The 19,777-nt window shown below is 38.3% G+C and carries 20 protein-coding genes; all 20 read right to left on the bottom strand.

The window, feature by feature from the left end; genetic code table 11:
• Window positions 1-1,314 (bottom strand): UDP-N-acetylglucosamine 1-carboxyvinyltransferase, encoded by a 1,314-nt coding sequence (gene murA / locus ACZ11_RS18560; RefSeq protein WP_049668030.1) that lies wholly within the window; start codon window positions 1,312-1,314, stop codon window positions 1-3.
• 638 nt (window positions 1,315-1,952) lie between these two features.
• On the bottom strand, window positions 1,953-2,192 hold the full coding sequence (locus ACZ11_RS18555) for a DUF1146 family protein (protein WP_049668029.1): 240 nt from the start codon (window positions 2,190-2,192) through the stop codon (window positions 1,953-1,955).
• Between the two features lie 96 nt (window positions 2,193-2,288).
• Window positions 2,289-2,696 carry a F0F1 ATP synthase subunit epsilon gene (locus ACZ11_RS18550; RefSeq protein WP_049668028.1) on the bottom strand — a complete coding sequence of 136 codons (408 nt, stop codon included), beginning with the start codon at window positions 2,694-2,696 and terminating at the stop codon, window positions 2,289-2,291.
• A gap of 24 nt (window positions 2,697-2,720) precedes the next feature.
• A complete protein-coding gene (atpD, locus tag ACZ11_RS18545; RefSeq protein ID WP_049668027.1) occupies window positions 2,721-4,136 on the bottom strand; it encodes a F0F1 ATP synthase subunit beta in 1,416 nt (471 codons plus the stop codon).
• A gap of 48 nt (window positions 4,137-4,184) precedes the next feature.
• The gene (gene atpG, locus ACZ11_RS18540; protein ID WP_049668026.1) at window positions 4,185-5,042 is read right to left on the bottom strand and encodes an ATP synthase F1 subunit gamma; all 858 of its coding nucleotides are present in this window, start codon (window positions 5,040-5,042) and stop codon (window positions 4,185-4,187) included.
• A gap of 47 nt (window positions 5,043-5,089) precedes the next feature.
• A complete protein-coding gene (atpA, locus tag ACZ11_RS18535) occupies window positions 5,090-6,598 on the bottom strand; it encodes a F0F1 ATP synthase subunit alpha (protein ID WP_049668025.1) in 1,509 nt (502 codons plus the stop codon).
• A gap of 29 nt (window positions 6,599-6,627) precedes the next feature.
• Window positions 6,628-7,164 carry a F0F1 ATP synthase subunit delta gene (locus tag ACZ11_RS18530; protein WP_049668024.1) on the bottom strand — a complete coding sequence of 179 codons (537 nt, stop codon included), beginning with the start codon at window positions 7,162-7,164 and terminating at the stop codon, window positions 6,628-6,630.
• Window positions 7,161-7,682 (bottom strand): F0F1 ATP synthase subunit B, encoded by a 522-nt coding sequence (gene atpF / locus ACZ11_RS18525; RefSeq protein ID WP_049668023.1) that lies wholly within the window; start codon window positions 7,680-7,682, stop codon window positions 7,161-7,163. The genes ACZ11_RS18530 and atpF overlap by 4 nt, the downstream gene beginning before the upstream one ends.
• Window positions 7,683-7,857: 175 nt before the next feature.
• Window positions 7,858-8,070 carry a F0F1 ATP synthase subunit C gene (gene atpE, locus ACZ11_RS18520; RefSeq protein WP_049668022.1) on the bottom strand — a complete coding sequence of 71 codons (213 nt, stop codon included), beginning with the start codon at window positions 8,068-8,070 and terminating at the stop codon, window positions 7,858-7,860.
• A gap of 66 nt (window positions 8,071-8,136) precedes the next feature.
• Complete coding sequence (gene atpB, locus ACZ11_RS18515; RefSeq protein ID WP_049668021.1) at window positions 8,137-8,859, bottom strand: F0F1 ATP synthase subunit A; 723 nt, start codon at window positions 8,857-8,859, stop codon at window positions 8,137-8,139.
• 36 nt (window positions 8,860-8,895) lie between these two features.
• The gene (locus ACZ11_RS18510) at window positions 8,896-9,267 is read right to left on the bottom strand and encodes an ATP synthase subunit I (RefSeq protein WP_049668020.1); all 372 of its coding nucleotides are present in this window, start codon (window positions 9,265-9,267) and stop codon (window positions 8,896-8,898) included.
• Between the two features lie 517 nt (window positions 9,268-9,784).
• Complete coding sequence (wecB, locus tag ACZ11_RS18505; protein ID WP_049668719.1) at window positions 9,785-10,906, bottom strand: non-hydrolyzing UDP-N-acetylglucosamine 2-epimerase; 1,122 nt, start codon at window positions 10,904-10,906, stop codon at window positions 9,785-9,787.
• 222 nt (window positions 10,907-11,128) lie between these two features.
• Window positions 11,129-11,758: a uracil phosphoribosyltransferase gene (gene upp / locus ACZ11_RS18500; protein ID WP_049668019.1), complete on the bottom strand. Its 630-nt coding sequence runs from the start codon at window positions 11,756-11,758 to the stop codon at window positions 11,129-11,131.
• Between the two features lie 127 nt (window positions 11,759-11,885).
• Window positions 11,886-14,036 (bottom strand): EAL domain-containing protein, encoded by a 2,151-nt coding sequence (locus tag ACZ11_RS18495; RefSeq protein WP_049668018.1) that lies wholly within the window; start codon window positions 14,034-14,036, stop codon window positions 11,886-11,888.
• Window positions 14,037-14,401: 365 nt separating this feature from the next.
• Window positions 14,402-15,643 carry a serine hydroxymethyltransferase gene (gene glyA, locus ACZ11_RS18490; protein ID WP_049668017.1) on the bottom strand — a complete coding sequence of 414 codons (1,242 nt, stop codon included), beginning with the start codon at window positions 15,641-15,643 and terminating at the stop codon, window positions 14,402-14,404.
• A 60-nt stretch (window positions 15,644-15,703) separates the two neighbouring features.
• Entirely contained in the window at window positions 15,704-16,246 is a 543-nt protein-coding gene (locus tag ACZ11_RS18485; protein WP_049668016.1) for a TIGR01440 family protein, read from the bottom strand.
• 107 nt (window positions 16,247-16,353) lie between these two features.
• Entirely contained in the window at window positions 16,354-16,791 is a 438-nt protein-coding gene (gene rpiB / locus ACZ11_RS18480) for a ribose 5-phosphate isomerase B (protein ID WP_049668015.1), read from the bottom strand.
• 669 nt (window positions 16,792-17,460) lie between these two features.
• The gene (locus ACZ11_RS18470; protein WP_049668013.1) at window positions 17,461-18,744 is read right to left on the bottom strand and encodes a methyl-accepting chemotaxis protein; all 1,284 of its coding nucleotides are present in this window, start codon (window positions 18,742-18,744) and stop codon (window positions 17,461-17,463) included.
• An 8-nt stretch (window positions 18,745-18,752) separates the two neighbouring features.
• Complete coding sequence (locus tag ACZ11_RS18465) at window positions 18,753-19,193, bottom strand: low molecular weight protein arginine phosphatase (protein ID WP_049668012.1); 441 nt, start codon at window positions 19,191-19,193, stop codon at window positions 18,753-18,755.
• A 24-nt stretch (window positions 19,194-19,217) separates the two neighbouring features.
• On the bottom strand, window positions 19,218-19,715 hold the full coding sequence (locus ACZ11_RS18460) for a manganese efflux pump MntP (RefSeq protein ID WP_049668011.1): 498 nt from the start codon (window positions 19,713-19,715) through the stop codon (window positions 19,218-19,220).
• Window positions 19,716-19,777 lie beyond the last annotated feature (62 nt).

The following is a 19,777-nucleotide window of genomic DNA, read 5'->3' as shown; positions in this document are numbered from 1 at the left end:
TTAGTTTGTTGGTAATTCAATAGTTGTTTTCTCTTTAATGATAACTTCCTCAGCTGGTACACGTTCAATTTGTGCGCCAAGTGCAGCAAGCTTGCCATGGAAATCTACATAACCGCGATCTAAATGATGAAGCTTTGTTACTCTAGTCACACCTTCAGATACAAGACCTGCTAAAATTAGTGCAGCCGCAGCTCGTAAATCAGTCGCCATTACTTCAGCACCCTGAAGATCTACAGGCCCTTCGATAAACACAGAACGTCCTTCTATTTTAGCACCAGCATTCATGCGACGGAACTCCTCAACATGCATAAAACGATTTTCAAAAACCGTTTCCGTAATAATACTCGTACCCTCAGCTGTTAACATTAATGCCATCATTTGAGATTGCATATCAGTCGGGAATCCTGGATGTGGCATAGTTTTAATATCAACAGCTTTTAATGTTTTAGGAGCACGTACACGGATTCCTTCATCTAGCTCAGTTATTTCTACACCCATTTCACGCATTTTTGCAATTAATGCTGTCATATGCTCAGGAACAGCATTTTCAATCGTTACATCACCTTTTGTAATTGCTGCTGCAACCATAAATGTGCCAGCTTCAATACGGTCAGGAATAATATGATGTTCTGTTCCATATAATGTATCGACTCCTTCGATACGAATCGTATTCGTACCTGCACCGATGACACGACCACCCATATTATTAATGAAGTTTGCAAGATCTACAATTTCAGGTTCTTTTGCAGCATTTTCAATTACAGTTGTTCCTTCCGCTAAGGCAGCAGCTGTCATAATATTTTCAGTTGCCCCAACACTAGGGAAGTCCAAATAAACATTTGCGCCTTTTAAACGTCCCTCTGCCTTCGCCTCTACATATCCATGGCCAAAAGAAATTTTTGCTCCCATAGCTTCAAAGCCCTTTAAATGTAACTCAATTGGACGGGAACCGATTGCACAGCCCCCTGGTAAAGCAACACGAGCATAGCCATTTCGAGCAAGTAAGGAACCCATCACTAAAATCGATGCACGCATTTTACTGACAAATTCAAATTGAGCTTCACTAGAAAGATCTTTTGTTGTATCTATATATACTGTATTATCCTCAGGTATATATGTAACTGCCGCATTTAGACTTTTAAGTACTTCATTTATAGTAAAGACATCTGCTAAATTAGGGACTTCTTTAATTACATTTTCTCCTTTAGAAGCAAGTAAAGCCGCTGCTAGGATTGGTAACACCGCATTTTTTGCGCCCTCTACGCGCACTTTCCCCTGTAGCTTTTGGCCGCCAGTCACTATTATTTTTTCCACCCTATGTCCCTCCGAATTCAATCTATTAACCTATCAAAATTTTATTTTAAAAAGAAGTATAATGTCATAATCAGTAAACAAACAACTCTATAGTACAACTTTTCTTACGCTCGTTCAAGCATCCAAATCACTATTTTACGTCATTTATTGATATTTTGCTATTTATTTATTGTACGCATGATTTATTTTTTTGTGAATGACCAATAACACGGAAGAAAAGCGTTAATTTCTAATATATACCTAAGAATTTGTGAACAAAAACCAAATCTAATGGATATATATCAATTATTCCGAGGCTTAATTACGTCCGAATTCATCCCATCACCTTATGAGATGAGAGATACTGTACCTGTCGCTACGCTTTCGGTACAAAAACACTTGTAGTTGAAGCTTCACTTTCGCTATGAGGAACATTTATAGCTGACGTTTCACTTTCGCTACGAAAACATCTGTAGCTGACGCTTCACTTTCGCTACGAAGACATCTGTAGCTGACGCTTCACTTTCGCTACGAAAACATTTGCTGAAAGTATTCAAACTAATTTTTTACATATTTCAAAGGACCACATAAATTATGTTATAAAGCCCTGTGAAACATGTAGATTCAATTACTAACATAAAAATAGTAATAAGGGGCTATTAAAATAAATACGGAAGCTTCCCTGACCAGTTTGAAATTTGCAGAAAGAAATTAGAGACAGCTGATCCTATCGCAATACTCAATAAAATATAAATTAATTGGATTTGAAAAACTTTATTCTTCTTAAAAATCTTTTCTAACATAAACGCTTGTAGCGCATAAAAAGTAATAGCGATAAAAAATAAATGCGATAAAATCCCTATTAAAGCTTCCTGCCCTATTGCCTGATAAATTTCCATGTTGGTTCCTCCATATTAATTCCTAAGCGATACTCTCAAACGGTAGCATAATGTTAAAAAACGGACAGATGTTGAATCTGCCCGTTAAAATTTGAATTAGATATTACCCTCATGAACGTTGATACGATTCAACGCACGTTTTAATGCTAGGTCAGCACGTTTGAAATCAATGTTATCTTGTTTACCTTGAAGACGACCTTCAGCACGTTTAACGGCTTCTTTAGCTCGTTTAACATCGATGCTTTCAGCAATTTCAGCAGACGGAGCTAAAATTGAGATTTTTTCAGGGCGAACTTCAATGAAACCACCGCTTAAAGCAATAAGTTCAGTTGAACCGTTTTCTTTTTTAAGCTTCACTGCACCAATTGCAAGTGGAGCAACCATAGGAATATGGCCTGCAAGAACACCGATTTCACCTGAAGTTGTTTTAGCGATTACCATTGAAACTTCAGAATCGTATACTGGGCCGTCGGGAGTGACAATATTGACTAGAACTGTCTTCATATTTTTTCCTCCTCGTCCCTAGTATTAAACCTCTACGCCCATGCTTTTCGCTTTTTCAACTACTTCATCAATAGATCCAACTAGACGGAAAGCATCTTCTGGTAGGTGATCCCATTTGCCATCAAGGATTTCCTTGAATGAGCGAACAGTTTCTTTAACAGGTACATAAGAACCTTTTTGACCAGTAAATTGTTCCGCAACGTGGAAGTTTTGAGATAAGAAGAATTGAATACGACGAGCACGTTCTACTGTTTGTTTATCTTCATCAGATAATTCATCCATACCTAAGATAGCAATGATATCTTGTAATTCACGGTAACGTTGGATTGTACGTTGTACACCAGTAGCGATTGCGTAGTGCTCAGCGCCTACGATTTCTGGTGATAAAGCACGAGAAGTCGAAGCTAATGGGTCAACCGCAGGGTAGATACCCATTTCTGATAATTTACGCTCAAGGTTAGTAGTTGCATCTAAGTGGGCGAAAGTTGTAGCTGGAGCCGGGTCAGTATAGTCATCGGCTGGTACATAGATCGCTTGAATAGAAGTTACAGAACCTTTGTTAGTAGATGTGATACGTTCTTGTAATTTACCCATTTCAGTTGCAAGTGTTGGTTGGTAACCTACCGCAGAAGGCATACGACCTAATAGGGCAGAAACCTCAGAACCTGCTTGTGTGAAACGGAAGATATTGTCGATGAATAAAAGTACGTCAGCACCTTGCTCATCACGGAAGTATTCTGCCATTGTAAGACCAGTTAAAGCTACACGCATACGTGCACCTGGTGGTTCGTTCATTTGACCGAATACCATCGCTGTTTGCTTGATAACGCCTGAATCGCTCATCTCGAAGAATAAGTCGTTCCCTTCACGAGTACGCTCACCTACACCAGCGAATACAGAGATACCTGAGTGCTCTTGTGCGATGTTATTGATTAATTCTTGGATTAATACAGTTTTACCTACACCGGCACCACCGAATAGACCGATTTTACCACCTTTAATGTATGGTGCAAGTAAGTCTACTACTTTGATACCTGTTTCAAGAATTTCAACTGAAGTTGAAAGTTCAGCGAAAGTTGGTGCTTCGCGGTGAATTGAATCACGACGAACGTCAGCTGGAATCTCTTCACCTAAGTCGATTACTTCTCCAAGTACGTTGAATACACGACCTAGAGTAACTTCACCAACTGGTACTGAGATAGCTTTTCCTGAGTCTGTAACTTCTGCTCCACGTTGTAAGCCATCAGTAGATGACATTGCAATTGTACGAACAGAATCATCACCTAAATGAAGAGCAACTTCTAATGCAAGAATTGTTGGTTCTTCATTAGGACGTTCAATCTTAACTTTTAATGAGTTATAGATTGCTGGTAATTGGCCATTGTCAAATTTTACGTCAACAACTGGACCCATTACTTGAATAACATGTCCTTTATTCATTACTGTGTACCCTCCTATCGTATTCTTATACGACATTGGGAAGCTGGCCTATTCTAAGGCTGCAGCTCCACCAACGATTTCTGTAATTTCTTGTGTAATCGCCGCTTGACGCGCACGGTTATATTGCAATGAAAGGTCTGAAATAAGATCAGAAGCGTTATCAGTTGCATTTTTCATAGCCGTCATACGAGAAGCATGTTCACTTGCTTTTCCATCTAATAATGCGCCGTAAACTAAGCTTTCCGCGTATTGTGGAAGTAATACTTCAAGAATTGCTTCACCAGATGGCTCAAATTCATAAGAAGCATTGCTGCTAGCAGGTGCAAGATCCGTTAATGGAAGAAGTTTTTTCTCTGTCACTTCGCTAGCAATTGCGCTGACAAAGTGATTGTAGTACATATAAAGTTCATCATACGTACCATCAGTGAACATACCAACAGCTTTACGAGCGATTTCTTTAATATCAGCAAATGATGGTTGGTCCGGAAGGCCGACAACATCGCTGATGACATAATGATCACGTTTCACAAAGTAGTCACGAACAACACGACCTACCGCTAAAATAACGTATTCGTCTTTTGATTTATGACGCTCGTCAATTGTACGTTGTACTTGGCGTAGGATACTTGAGTTGTAAGCACCTGCAAGACCACGGTCAGAACCAATGACTAAGTAAGCTGTTTTCTTAACAGGACGAGCAGTTAACATTGGATGTCCACTGTCTTTTGTTCCTGAAGCGATCGCGCCTACTACGTCCTGGATTTTTTCCATGTAAGGAACGTACGCCTTAGCGTTTTGCTCTGCACGACGTAACTTTGAAGAAGAAACCATCTGCATCGCTTTCGTAATTTGTTTCGTACTCTTTGTAGAATTAATACGACCTTTTATTTCGCGTAAGTTTACCACTGGTATTTCACCACCTTTTGTTTTTTAATCAAGTGACTAGCTCGAACTTATTCTGATTTAGCGAAAGTTTTTTTGAACTCAGTTAAAGCAGCTACGTAATCCGCATCAGGAGCAAGCTCTTTTGTAGTACGAACATGATCTAAAACGTTTGTGTGGTTTGTATCTAACCAGCTTAAGAATTCACGTTCGAAGCGAACGATATCTTGTACTGGAATATCATCTAAGTGACCTTTAGTTAATGCATAAAGGATTGCAACTTGTTTTTCAACTTTAAGAGGTTTGTTAAGGTCTTGTTTAAGAACTTCAACCGTACGTTTACCACGTTCAAGTTTACCCAGTGTGATTTTATCTAAATCAGAACCGAATTGAGCAAATGATTCAAGTTCACGGAATGCAGCTAAGTCAAGACGTAGTGTACCCGCAACTTTTTTCATCGCTTTAATTTGAGCAGATCCACCTACACGTGATACAGAAAGACCGGCGTTAATCGCTGGACGTACACCTGAGTTGAATAAGTCAGATTGTAAGAAAATTTGTCCATCAGTGATTGAGATTACGTTAGTTGGGATGTATGCAGAGATATCCCCAGCTTGTGTCTCAACGAATGGAAGAGCTGTAATAGAACCATTTTGGTATGTTTCATTTAACTTCGCAGCGCGTTCAAGTAAGCGGCTGTGTAAGTAGAAAACGTCACCAGGGTAAGCTTCACGACCTGGAGGACGGCGTAGAAGAAGTGAAAGTTCACGGTAAGCTGATGCTTGTTTAGAAAGATCATCATACACGATTAATACGTGCTTACCTTGTAACATGAATTCTTCTGCCATAGAAACACCAGCAAGTGGTGCTAAGAATAATAATGGAGCTGGTTGAGAAGCAGAAGCTGTCACAACGATTGTGTAATCTAAAGCACCATTTTTACGAAGAGTTTCTACTACACCACGTACAGTAGATTCTTTTTGACCGATTGCAACATAGATACAGATCATGTTTTGGTCATTTTGGTTAAGAATTGCATCGATTGCTACTGATGTTTTACCAGTTTGACGGTCACCGATGATTAACTCACGTTGACCACGACCGATTGGTACTAGAGCGTCAATCGCTTTGATACCAGTTTGTAGTGGTTCGTGTACTGATTTACGAGCCATTACACCGAAAGCTGGACTTTCGATTGGACGAGATTTTGTTGTGTTGATAGGACCTTGTCCATCCACTGGTTGACCAAGTGGGTTTACAACACGACCAATTAGTTCTTCACCAACTGGTACTTCCATGATACGACCTGTACGACGAACTTCATCGCCTTCTTTGATGTCTGTGTATGGACCTAAGATAACGATACCAACGCTACCTTCTTCTAGGTTTTGAGCCATACCCATAACACCGTTAGAGAACTCTAAAAGTTCTCCAGCCATGACGTTGTCGAGGCCATGAGCAAGTGCGATACCGTCACCAATACGGATAACTGTACCAACTTCGCTTACTTTAAGTTCAGATTCATAATTCTCAATCTGTTGTTTAATCAGACTGCTGATTTCTTCAGCCTTGATGCCCATGTATGTCACCTCTCACATTTCTAAATTTATTAACCGATTAATTCACGTTTTAGACGCTCAAGCTTGTTCGCTACTGAGCTATCATAAATATGGTTACCGATTTGAACACGAATCCCACCAAGTAAAGATGGATCGATTTCGTTTGTTATGTTTAATGATTGTTTCCCAACAAGTTTTGCAAACGCTGCCGAAATATTAGCGTTCTCTTCAACAGAAAGTGCACGAGTTGAGAATACTGTAGCATCTGCAATACCTTGTGCTTGTGCAGCAAGTTCAGCATATGCGTTAGCAATAAGCATAAGTTCGTTCACACGTTTTTTCTCAACAAGTAGTTGAACTGTGTGTAAAACCTCTGTAGTTGCACCTGCAAAGATTTCTGCTACCATTTGTTTCTTACGTTCGATAGAGAACTTAGGAGCATTTAAAAGTGTTAAAAAATCAGGAGATTCTTTGACTACCTTTGTTAGCTCATTTAAGTCTGCTCCAACTTCAGCAAGAATGTTTTTTTGTTGCGCTAAAACAAAAAGCGCTTGAGCGTAACGTTTTGCTACAGTTGAATTACTCATCGAGCTTCCCCTGCCTTCGCAATCGTCTCTTCAATTAGAGCACGGTTGTCTGCCTCAGAAATCTCTTTGCTAAGGACTTTAGATGCTGCAAGTACAGATAATGAAACGACTTCATCACGTACAGCTGCAATAGCTTTTTCTTTTTCAGACTCGATTTCACGTAAAGCCGATTCTTTTAAGCGGTTTGCTTCATTGCGAGCTGCAGTAAGAATTTCTTCTTTTTGCACTTCGCCTTGCTTCTTAGCGCCTTCAACAATCGATTGTGCTTCCGTACGAGCTTCTTTAAGAAGGCTCTTTTGTTCTTCTAAATATTGGTGCGAATCTTTGCGCGCTTTTTCAGCTGCTTCGATTTCACTAGCTACTAATTCTTCACGTTGTTGCATGATGCCCATAAGTGGACCCCAAGCGAACTTTTTAAGTAATAGCATTAGCACTAAGAAGATAACTAATGTTGCGGCGATATCACCACCATTGAAACCAGCACCAGCGCTGCCTAGTACAAGATTATCTAAAAACACGATTGTTTCACTCCCTTCAAGAGCTTTAACTTCAACATAATAATTTAATTACTTGAAAACTACCTATTTTAAAAAGCTATATTTACACATAGCTTTTATCAGTTCCAAAATGAAGGGCGAAGTTTCATCTGGAGATTCCTGCTTCGCCACTACTAGAATTCAGTGTACAACTGAATTATTTGTTCATTACGATGAATGCGATTACTACTGCGATGATTGGTAGGGCTTCAACTAATGCTACCCCGATGAACATTGTAGTTTGAAGAACGCCACGAGCTTCTGGTTGGCGAGCGATACCTTCTACTGTTTTTGAAACGATAAGACCGTTACCGATACCTGCACCAAGTGCACCTAAACCGATTGCGATTGCTGCTGCTAATAAACCCATTTGAAAATTTCCTCCTTGGAATTGTTTGTTTTTTTTTTGGTTCAAGCATAAGATATATGCTTTATATTAATGGTCATCGCTCACTTTATGAGCCATGTAAACCATTGTTAACATTGTGAAGATAAAGGCTTGGATAAAGCCGATGAAAATAGAGAAACCTTGCCATGCCATCATTGGAACAATTGCTCCGATGAATCCAATTGGACCCGTAACAGCTAAACTTGCGATTAAGCCAAGTAGAATCTCACCTGCATAAATGTTACCGTAAAGACGAAGACCTAATGTTAAAGTGTTCGCAAATTCTTCAACGATTTTTAGCGGGAACATGAATGACATTGGCTTGAAGAATGTACCAACATAATGGCCTGTACCCTTCATTTTAATACCATAGAAATGTGTTAAGGCTAAAATCATTGCTGCAAGCGTCATTGTAACAGTTGGGTCAGCTGTAGGAGATTTCCACCAAAGTTTGTCGTCATAGATGATAGAGAACGGAAGACCTAATAAGTTAGATACAGCGATAAACATAATTAACGTTATACCTAAAATGTGGAATCGACCGCCAGTTTTCCAGTCCATGTTGCTTTTGATGATGTTCTTTACGAAATCCATAATCCATTCCATAAAGTTTTGCATACCAGTAGGTTTTAACTTAAGGCTTCTAGTTGAAATAAATGCGATTAAGAAAACGATTACAGCTGCAACTAGTAACATCATAACAGTTGAAAGGTTGAACGTTAGCGTGAACAAACCAAAATCAACTTCTTGTAATGGAGCTTCATGATTCATTGTTATTTTTCACCTCTCTTTCTAATTTAAAGCACATTAGCGGTTCCTTACATGTGACACAATTCTCTCGACAAAGAGAAAAACGTACGGAATCATTAGCCCTATGACCGTGCTAATTAAGTGAAAATAGTTTGGCAACGAAATGGCTAAAGCGACTGCCGCTACACCTGATGCAAAGCGAAGCGCTGTACCAAGTGAGCCTACTTTCTTCCCTTCACTAATGGCTCGATCAAACTTATCCATACGGCGAACTAGAATCCAAAAATTATACGTACCAAAGAATGCACCGATTGCGATGCCCGCAAAAACCGTCTGATAGGGTGTAAATCCCCAGCCTAATGCACAGAGTGCGAGCAAAAAAAATAACGCTCTCTTCTGCACAGCAATAATGTGATGCAAATCTAGCATTGGTTTATAATCTCCTGAATCATTTTTTCGAGTAAAGAAACGTTTGCTGACCACTACGTGAAATCAGAAAAGAGCAGTGAAAAACACTACTCACAGCGGAATAGTAACGGGAGAGAGTCATTTTGAAATTACAGGTGTAAATCCCCAAAAATATCTTACACCCCGAAACGCACAAAACGTTGCAAATCGACAGCCATTGGTTTGAACTGTCAATTTAGTAGAAACTTGATATAACAAGTGTTTCAACCTCTATTTACGATTGAAACCCTTATCATTATTACCCTTTGTAAGCATACAATAGGAGATATTTGAAGTCAATTAGTAAAGGAGAAAAACTTCACAGACACTATACTCTTGTCAAATTGTTGACAAATTTGTGTATGAAAATTCATAGCTTTAAAATCAAAGTTCACGTTTGTGCAAAAAAAAGCTAATTTACGACACATATATGCTCGTAAATTAGCTTGCCGATCACGATTAGTACATTAGACTCATTTTTTGATTTCAAAAAGGGCTATTACTTGCTTTTTTGTAAAAACGCTAAAAGAGCCTTCACAATACGTTCTGAAGCATGTCCATCACCATAAGGATTTGATGCTTTTGCCATTGATTCATAGGCATTTTTATCTTCTATTAATTGCTTAGCTAGAGAGTAGATTGTTTCTTCTTCCGTCCCTGCTAGCTTTAGAGTCCCTGCAGCAATACCTTCTGGGCGCTCTGTTGTATCTCTAAGTACTAAAACTGGTTTACCTAATGAAGGGGCTTCTTCTTGAACGCCACCAGAATCAGTTAAAATCATATAAGAATTAGCCGCAAAGTTATGGAAATCGAAGACCTCAAGAGGCTCAATTAAATGTACACGCTCATGATTTCCTAAAATTTCATTAGCTATTTCTCGTACAGCCGGATTCATATGGACTGGGTAAACAACTTGTACATCCTCATGCTCGGCTAAAATTCTAGTAATCGCTCTAAACATATGACGCATAGGCTCACCAAGATTTTCACGACGATGTGCTGTTAATAGAATCATACGATCCGAACCTATTTTTTCTAACACAGGGTGTGTGTAATGTTCACTTACTGTTGTAGCTAATGCGTCGATAGCTGTGTTACCAGTAACAATAATTGTATCTGGATTTTTATTTTCATCTAAAAGGTTTTTCTTTGAGACTTCCGTTGGTGCGAAATGAAGGTCAGCCATAACACCTGTTAACTGGCGGTTCATTTCCTCTGGGTATGGTGAATACTTATTCCAAGTTCGAAGACCTGCTTCCACATGTCCGATAGCAATTTGGTTATAAAATGCAGCTAGACTTGCAATGAAAGTTGTTGCTGTATCGCCATGTACTAAAACAATATCAGGTTTTGCTTCTTTCATGACTTTGTCTAAGCCTTGTAATGCATTAGTCGTCACGTCAATTAATGTTTGACGATCCTTCATAATATTTAGATCGTAGTCTGGTGTAATTTTAAATGTTTCTAAAACTTGATCGAGCATTTGGCGATGTTGTGCTGTTACCGTCACAATCGATTCTATTTGCTCAGGATACTTTTGTAATTCCAATACAAGTGGAGCCATTTTAATAGCCTCCGGTCTCGTACCGAAAATCGTCATTACTTTCCATTTTTTTGTCAAAACGATTTGCACCGTCCTTTTTTTTATTTGTATGAAAAGTGCTTACTCCCATTGATCGGCATCATATGAAGCAAGAGTCGGACTTCAAGAGAAGTAATTCGCCTAACATACTATGAAACGTCCTTCAATATTGAAGGACGCTCTCAAAAGTTTTAAGTTTCCCAAAAATTACTAAATTTTCAGGTGGTGATCCTTTTTATTACCGTTGAAAACTATTCAGTATTATTTCGTACCGAATAAGCGGTCGCCTGCATCACCTAAACCAGGGACAATGTAGCCATGGTCATTTAGTTTTTCATCAAGTGCAGCAATATAAATATCTACATCTGGATGATGTTCTTGAATTTCTTTAACACCCTCTGGAGCAGCGATTAAGCACATAAATTTAATGCTTTTCGCACCACGTTTTTTCAGTGAGTTGATCGCTTCCACTGCTGATCCACCAGTTGCAAGCATTGGGTCTACAATGATGAAATCACGTTCTTCTACATCTGCAGGAAGTTTTGCATAGTATTCTACAGGTTTTAAAGTTTCTGGATCACGATAAAGACCGATATGACCAACTTTAGCAGCTGGAATTAGTTTTAATACGCCATCTACCATGCCGATACCTGCACGTAAAATCGGTACAATCGCAATTTTCTTACCAGAAAGTACTTTTGTTTTAGCAACTGTAACAGGTGTTTCAATTTCAATTTCCTCTACTGGCATATCACGTGTAATTTCGAATGCCATTAATGTTGCTACTTCGTCTACTAGCTCACGAAATTCTTTTGTTCCTGTATTCTTGTCACGAATATAAGTTAACTTGTGTTGGATTAGTGGATGATCAAATACGTATACTTTGCTCAAAGGGATTCTCTCCTAACCGTTCGGATTTCATTTTTTATCTCACCTAGTATAACAGAAAAAAGGAGTCGTCTCAAAAATAAATTTAGGACAACTTCTTTTCAAGAATGTTTGCTACATATAATAGCAATTATTTATCAAGTATTGCATCTAACTGTTCTATTGCCATCGGTTTATAATAGAAATAACCTTGTCCTACTTTACAGCCAAGTGCACGTAAAATCTCAACCTGCTCTTTATTTTCAATACCCTCAGCGACCGAAGTCATCCCTAAGTTTAATGCTAATTGAATAATGGATCGGACAATAGCAAGTGTCGCTGCATCATTAATATCATTAATAAAGCTTCGATCTATTTTCAATTCAGTAAACGGTAGTCTTTGTAAATAACTTAGTGATGAAAAACCTGTTCCAAAATCGTCTACCGAAGTTTTAAAGCCGTACTCCTTTAATTCCTGGATAATAGAAAAAGCAGTCTGAAAATCAACTAGGCCTATATTTTCCGTTACTTCTAAAATGATATATCTAGGATCAATATCGTATTTCTGAACGAGCTCCAGTGTATCCTGTACAAAATCAGCATAGTAAAAATGATCAGGCGAAATATTTACTGCTACCTTCACTAATTTTTTCCCTAATCTTTTGCGCTCTGCTAGCCACGAAAGAACAATCTCTAATATTTGATTATCGATTTCGCGTACCTTTCCTGCACTTTCTGCCACTGGAATAAAGATTGCCGGTGACACGAAACCGAGTTTTGGGGAAATCCAGCGGGCAAGTGCTTCAATACTTTGAATTTCACCTGTCCGTAAATCAACCTTTGGCTGTAAATTCACCGAGATTTCTTTATTTTTTATTGCATGTGCCAAATGGTTTAACACTGTCATTTGCTGCTCAAGCACATCATTTCTTTCTTGTGTAAATATTTCCATATGAGTACCTGGTTTATTAGCCGCAAACGATACAGCATTATCTGCAAAGCGAATCGCATCAACAATTTTTATCTCATTATTATATAAAGCAATTCCCGTTTTCAGTGTAATATAAATTTGCTTTCCACCCACAATAAAAGGCTGACGAATAATCTCTTTTATACGCCTCTTATAATAGAAGAAATCTTCATCGGATGTGGCATTTGCAATGATTAAACTAGAGCTTGTAAATCTAGCAATATATTCATTATCATCATTCTTCTCTTCATTTAGACGTTTAGCAATTTGTCTTAAAAGCTCATCTCCCGCTTCACGACCATATAACTCGACAATTTGATGGAATTCGCTCGGCTTTAAGATTTTGATATTGCCATTTTGACCGTATTCTTTTTCTACCTTGTTTAAAAAACCATGTCGATTAGGCAGCCCCGTTGTAATATCGATATAGGCTAAATCCCATATCTTTTTTTGTATTCTTTCATACGAGTATGCCAATGCAACAAGAGCACCGATATTTTGGAACATATTTCCATAAAACTTTTGGTCGCTGGAATGATGCTTTAAAAATATCGCAAACAATCCAATTGCTTGGTGTTGCTGATTGTATATTGGCATAAACAATCCAAATGACATTTCAAATGAATCGGCAAACATTTTATGTTCTATTGGAATATCAATTTCATCCAAACTCTTAACTAGAATGGATGTCTCTCCTTGCATAACTCTCTTAAAAAAGTCTTTGTTTTCACAGCGCTCCGGCAAATCTTTTATTTTGTCATTCCCTTTAAAAACTTGTAATTGATCTACCTCCGCTTTGACAAGTACCATACTTGATATTTTTGGCATAAAGAATTCATCTAAACTACTGCAAATAACGCTCATCTTTTTATCAAAGGAATAATCCTTTTCAATCGCTTCGTACATAGCTTTCTCAAGGCGCATTAAAAATTCTTCGATATGATAGTAAGTAACATCCTTCACAACTACTAGTACAAATAATGTTTCATTATTATTATTTTGAAATGGGAGTGCTTGTATCTCTGCCCAAAAAGGAGGTTTATCGAAGCAACTATGATGCAATTTTGCTTGTACCATGACTCCGCTATGTATTTTATCTTTAATCATTTCAATTGTTGTCTTTTCTTCGTTTGACATCAGTGAAAAATAATCGCTATTTATTATTTGCGAACGTGCAGTATTTGTAAGCGTACAAAAAAAATCATTACATTCTACTACGCAATGATTCTTTGTTGCATCAAAAATAACGTAACTCTCTTTAGAATTATCACCTAACCTACGAATTGTATTTAATAGCATTTCATGTTCTCTGATCATTGCTTTAGTAACCATTCAACCCCTCCTCCCTAAATCCCTTTAGATCCCTCTTACATTGTACATAAAAATTCAATAAATTGTCACTTTTATAAAAATTCCTTCTGCAAAAGGACATTATTTGTCTTACTTCAATTTATTCATACCCTTTTATACTAAGTTTATGTAAATAAATTCAAAAATAGGAGTAATTTATTTCTATTTTAACAAAAAATAGCCCATCTTCAAAACGTATGGTTGATTTCCGTTCCGACTGGGCGCTTTCCTAGGGCGTCCGATAAGCCGCTTCGCTGCAGGGGTCTCATCGGTAATTGCTTTTAACTAATAAAAAAGCTGTGGTTAAAGTGCAATCTATCACTTTAACCACAGCCTTATCTATTAAATTATACGTATAATGGATGTTTGTCAGTTAATGCTATTACGCGAGCTTTCGCTTCAGCCTTGACTGCTTCATCTTCTGGATTTTTAAGAACCGTAGCAATAATTGCTCCAACTTCTTTCATGTCCTCTTCATTGAAGCCACGAGATGTTACTGCCGGTGTACCAATACGGATACCAGAAGTTACGAATGGAGACTCTGTATCGTAAGGGATTGTGTTTTTATTTGTTGTAATGCCTACTTCATCAAGTGCATGCTCTGCTACTTTTCCTGTTAAGCCAAGAGATTTCACATTAAGAAGTAACAAGTGGTTATCCGTACCACCAGAAACAATTTCAACACCTTCTGCAATTAATACTTCTGCTAAAGCTTTAGCATTAGCTTTAATTTGTTTTGCATACTCTTTGAATTCTGGCTGTAATGCTTCACCGAATGCTACAGCTTTTGCAGCGATTACGTGCATTAATGGTCCACCTTGGATACCTGGGAATACAGATTTGTTAAGCTTTTGCTCCCATTCTTTCGAAGCAAGGATTAGACCACCACGTGGGCCACGTAATGTTTTATGTGTTGTAGATGTTACAAAATCAGCGTATGGCACTGGTGATTGGTGCTCACCAGCAGCTACTAGACCAGCGATATGTGCCATATCCACCATGAAATATGCTCCTACTTCATCAGCGATTTCACGGAATTTAGCGAAATCGATTTCTCGTGGGTATGCAGATGCCCCTGCAACAATTAGTTTTGGCTTATGCTCTAACGCTTTTTGGCGTACATCTTCATAATCGATTACTTGAGTATCTTTTGTTACGCCATATTCAACGAAGTTATATAGAATCCCTGAGAAGTTTACAGGAGATCCATGTGTTAAGTGACCGCCATGAGATAGATTCATCCCAAGTACAGTATCACCTGGTTCTAAAATTGTGTGGTATACAGCCATGTTTGCTTGTGCACCAGAGTGTGGTTGTACGTTTGCATACTCTGCTCCAAAGATTTCTTTCACACGATCACGTGCGATATCTTCCACAACATCTACGTGTTCACAGCCGCCATAGTAGCGTTTACCTGGATAACCTTCAGCATATTTATTTGTTAGAACAGAACCTTGTGCTTCCATTACTGCTTCAGATACAAAGTTTTCTGATGCGATTAACTCAATATTTGCTTGTTGACGTTTTTTTTCCGCAAGAATTCCGTCTAATACTGCTTTGTCTTGTACTGCTAATTTTTCGTATGCCATGTTTGAAAAAGCCTCCTAAGTATAATCATTATTTGTATACCACTGATTTCAGAGGTAAATTTATTTATATACTGCACGCTCTCCGCCAATCAGCTTTGGACGTGTTGTTGCAATGGTAACAACTGCTTCTCCTACCATCCGCACAGAAGTACGAACTGGAACAGCTACTGCTTTTAAATGCATACCTATAAGTGTTTGACCAATGTCAATACCTGCATTTGCTTGCACAGCTTCCACAACAACTGGATTTGTAAATTGCGTAAACGCATAAGCGGACATCGAGCCACCTGCTGTACGAACTGGTACAACTACTACTGGCTCATAACCAAATTGGTCTGCCGTTGTTGCTTCCATTGTAATAGCACGATTAATGTGCTCACATCCTTGGAACGCTAGATGCAGTTGATGTTTCTTTGCAAATGCCTGCAACGGCTCAAAAATTGCCTCTCCAATTTCAAGCGCGCCTGCTGTGCCAATTTTCTGACCAATCACTTCAGATGTCGAGCAACCTACAACAAAAATAGTATTTGGTCGTAGGGTTACCTGCTCTTCAAATTCACTGAGTAACTGAGTCAAATGTGTTCGTATTTGTTGTACAACCACTATGCTCAGCCCCTTTTTATTCTATTATTTATGTCCAACAGCTAAAAAGCACTCTTTGACGAAACTTTCTAGCTTAGGACATATGTTAACAAACTTAATTGCTTTTCTTATTGCTCAAGCTCAGAGATTTTTTCAATGCGTCGCGTATGACGACCACCTTCAAAATCTGTTTCAAGCCATACTTTAGCGATTTCACGTGCAAGGCCAGGCCCAATAACACGCTCACCCATTGCTAAAACATTTGAATCGTTGTGGCAACGCGTTGCTTTTGCACTAAATAAATCATGTACTAAAGCGCAACGAATCCCCTTAATTTTATTTGCAGCAATGGACATACCAATGCCTGTACCACAAATTAAAATACCTTTATCAAATTCCCCGCTAGCAACACCTTCAGTAACTGGTTTTGCATAATCAGGATAGTCTACTGAATCCGCAGATTGTGGACCAAAATCTTCGTAGCTAATATTTAGCTCATCTAACAGCTGCATAATCTCACGACGTAAATTATTGCCTCCGTGATCAGAAGAAATTGCTATTCTCACTGGGTTCCCTCATTTCGAAATTATAGTCAACACTAGTGTACCACTTCTATCTCAAGATTAACATGATTTTTCTTGCATTTTTATGCTGATTTCTCCTGAAAGACGAACATTTCTTGTTAGTATGTATAAAATCATTCACATTTAAACTCGTTTTCCTGTGGATATTGTGAATATCATGTTGATAAATTCGGATAATAGTCTTTTGTTGTAATATTCTATCTTCTGAAGTTTTTTTACCTTTGCAATTGCAGTGGACATGCTATATCAATATTTTTTCTACGCATTACCAATAGTTGGTATTGTAGAGGAGTTCTATACAAAACGCGAGTGTGGTGTAAGGATGTGAGGCTTTCTTAGTTTGATGTACTATCCGTCGCTTCGGCTGTTCTTTCCGTCGTTGCAGCTCTTCCTTCCGTCGCTTGGCGGGCTTCCCGTCGTTGCAGTTCTTCTTTCCGTCGGTTTCTTCTCTCATTCCGTCACTTCGGCTGTTCTTTCCGTCGTTGCCGCTTTTCTTTCCGTCGCTTGGCGCGCTATCCGTCACTTCCGCTCTACTTCTATCCGCCACAATCATCTCTACAGGCACTATGTACAAACCTTCATATAAAATATAAAAAACTGTAGCAAACTCGGACCTCATCCGAGTTTATCTACAGTCTAAAAACTTCACATTTATGCTTGTCTATCAAATTGTTGAATCATTTTATGCAGTTCTTCTGATTGTTTCTTTAAGCCTTCTGCTAGTTTTTCTACTTGCTCAATTGCGTATGCTTGTTCTTCTGCTGCACTACGAACTTCCTGTGCACCTGCTGACGTTTCCTGAGCAATGGCTGCAACTTCTTGAGATTGACGAGCAGTTGTTTCAATATTATGCATTTGCTGTTCAATTAGTGTAGAGATTTCTACAATCGATGTCGCCATTTCATGTACACTTGAAGACATTCCTTCTACTGCTGTTGTAGTTTCTGATACTCGTGCAGCTTCTTTTGTCGCAAATGCCACCTGTTGATTCATTTGTTTTACAACAATTTCAACGTTTTGTTGCATGGATTGAATAAGGGAAGTAATGCCCTGTACGGCTTTCGCACTTTCATCAGCTAAACTGCGAACTTCTTCAGCAACAACAGCAAAGCCTTTGCCATGGTCGCCAGCACGCGCTGCTTCAATCGAAGCATTTAAAGCTAGTAAATTTGTTTGTGCTGCGATATCGCCAACTAAGCTAATGATGCGCTCTACCTGTCCAGCATTTTCTTCTAATAGACGGATACTTTCTAATGCCTCAGTATTGCCAGCCGCGATTTGCTGAATACTATTCACTAACGTTTCGATCGCTGTTGTTGTTGTCGTTAAATTATGTAAAATCTCTTTGGATTGCGTTGCCGATGCCTCTGCTCTACTATTAACTTCTGTTGCGAGAGCTCGTACATCTTCAATTGCTTCCGCTGTATCTTGGACTGCCGTTGCAGATGTCTCGGCACCAGAAGAAATATGCTTTACTGTATAAGCAATATTCTCTGCTTTTTTTGTTGCAACAGCTGCTTCATCAGATAGTTGGATAATTGTTTGATTGGTTTGTTGGAAGTTACTATCTATGCTTTCCACCATTCCTCTTAAGTTTAACACCATTTGTTGGAATGCCTCTGCAACAGAACGAATTTCATCATTTGTTTTCGGCATTTCTACATCCTGTCCAATTTTCCCTTCCGCTACTCGGGAAGCTGAGTTTTCGAGCTGCTGTAAAGGTTTAATTAAAATTACACTGAAAACTGCAGCCAAAATGCCTGACCATACTATCCCTGATACATAAGTAAAAATTTCAAATAGTTTACGATCGATATTCGGGAAAAATGTAGGTTGTAAATATTCAATAAATATAAAACTAATACTGTACGTGATTAGTGCAAGAATACTAACAAATAATACTAGTTTAAGTCGTAAGCCAAACTGTTTATTCATAGCGACCCTCAATTCTCTTCTATTTTTTTTACTAATCGTTCTACCAATTCCGTTAATTCTGCAAATGTTTCTTTATATATTTCTTTACTACCACCATAAGGATCTACAACATTTCCTCCGCTACCTTCACTTGTATACTCTTTTAAAGTAAAGACTTTTCGGTCTGCATTTGGATAATTAGCGATTATTGTATCTCTGTGAGCTGTAGTCATTGTTAAAATTAAATCAGCCCATTCCATTTCAGCTATTGATAATTGTGTTGCTAAATGCTGATGCGTCATACTTGCTTCATATAATACTTGTTGTGCATGTGCAGACATTTCCGCATTTGGCATGGCATAAATGCCAGCTGAACGGACCTCAACATTGGTCATTTGTTTATGTTTTAAAATAACCTCTGCCATTGGACTGCGACAAGTATTCCCAGTGCAAACAAATAGTATTTTCATACTTATCACCCTCCACTTTTTTCTCTATTGTCGGATAGCTAGGAAACCCATAATGATAAAAAAAACCCCTGTAATGATTTGAAATTTATTGCCAAGTAAGACCTGACTTCTATGTGCAATGACTAATGACCCATAAGAGCAAATAAGTGCACTTACACCTGCGCTTAAAATAAATGCCGTTTTCTCTAAGTTTAGCATACCAAAAGAAACACTTACTGAAAAGGCATCTAGGCTTGCAGTCACAGCTAAAAGTATTGGTGAAATTGTTACCCTTTCATTTCTTCGCGAAAATAATAATAAATGTAAGCCCATGCAAAATAATAATATACTTGAAATCCATTGTCCCCATTCTAAGAGGAAACGTACTAAATAGTTTCCTAATTCGAAGCCTAACAACGGGAACAGCATATGCAAAGCAGCTGTCCAAACTGATAAAAAAAATCGATATCTAACATTTGGTATTAATACATATAAACCAATCACATCTACAGACGTTAATATACCTGCAAGAATTCCCTGCAAGAAAGCACTCCTTCGCTCTCTAATATTTTATCATTTTATGCTCGAAAATACAGTATTATCAT

Origin of the sequence: Lysinibacillus xylanilyticus, assembly GCF_001183605.1 — a bacterium.
In the GTDB taxonomy this organism is placed as follows: Bacteria; Bacillota; Bacilli; order Bacillales_A; family Planococcaceae; genus Lysinibacillus; species Lysinibacillus xylanilyticus.
Note: the sequence above shows the minus strand (reverse complement) of the source record. Positions and strands in the feature narration are given on the sequence as shown.

Coding starts and splice junctions, on each gene's coding strand:
- ACZ11_RS18555 (WP_049668029.1), bottom strand. CDS start 2,192: ATGGAAATTTATCAGGCAATAGGGCAGGAAGCTTTAATAGGGATTTTA.
- ACZ11_RS18550 (WP_049668028.1), bottom strand. CDS start 2,696: ATGAAGACAGTTCTAGTCAATATTGTCACTCCCGACGGCCCAGTATAC.
- atpD (WP_049668027.1), bottom strand. CDS start 4,136: ATGAATAAAGGACATGTTATTCAAGTAATGGGTCCAGTTGTTGACGTA.
- atpA (WP_049668025.1), bottom strand. CDS start 6,598: ATGGGCATCAAGGCTGAAGAAATCAGCAGTCTGATTAAACAACAGATT.
- ACZ11_RS18530 (WP_049668024.1), bottom strand. CDS start 7,164: ATGAGTAATTCAACTGTAGCAAAACGTTACGCTCAAGCGCTTTTTGTT.
- atpE (WP_049668022.1), bottom strand. CDS start 8,070: ATGGGTTTATTAGCAGCAGCAATCGCAATCGGTTTAGGTGCACTTGGT.
- atpB (WP_049668021.1), bottom strand. CDS start 8,859: ATGAATCATGAAGCTCCATTACAAGAAGTTGATTTTGGTTTGTTCACG.
- ACZ11_RS18510 (WP_049668020.1), bottom strand. CDS start 9,267: ATGCTAGATTTGCATCACATTATTGCTGTGCAGAAGAGAGCGTTATTT.
- ACZ11_RS18495 (WP_049668018.1), bottom strand. CDS start 14,036: ATGGTTACTAAAGCAATGATCAGAGAACATGAAATGCTATTAAATACA.
- glyA (WP_049668017.1), bottom strand. CDS start 15,643: ATGGCATACGAAAAATTAGCAGTACAAGACAAAGCAGTATTAGACGGA.
- ACZ11_RS18470 (WP_049668013.1), bottom strand. CDS start 18,744: ATGAATAAACAGTTTGGCTTACGACTTAAACTAGTATTATTTGTTAGT.
- ACZ11_RS18465 (WP_049668012.1), bottom strand. CDS start 19,193: ATGAAAATACTATTTGTTTGCACTGGGAATACTTGTCGCAGTCCAATG.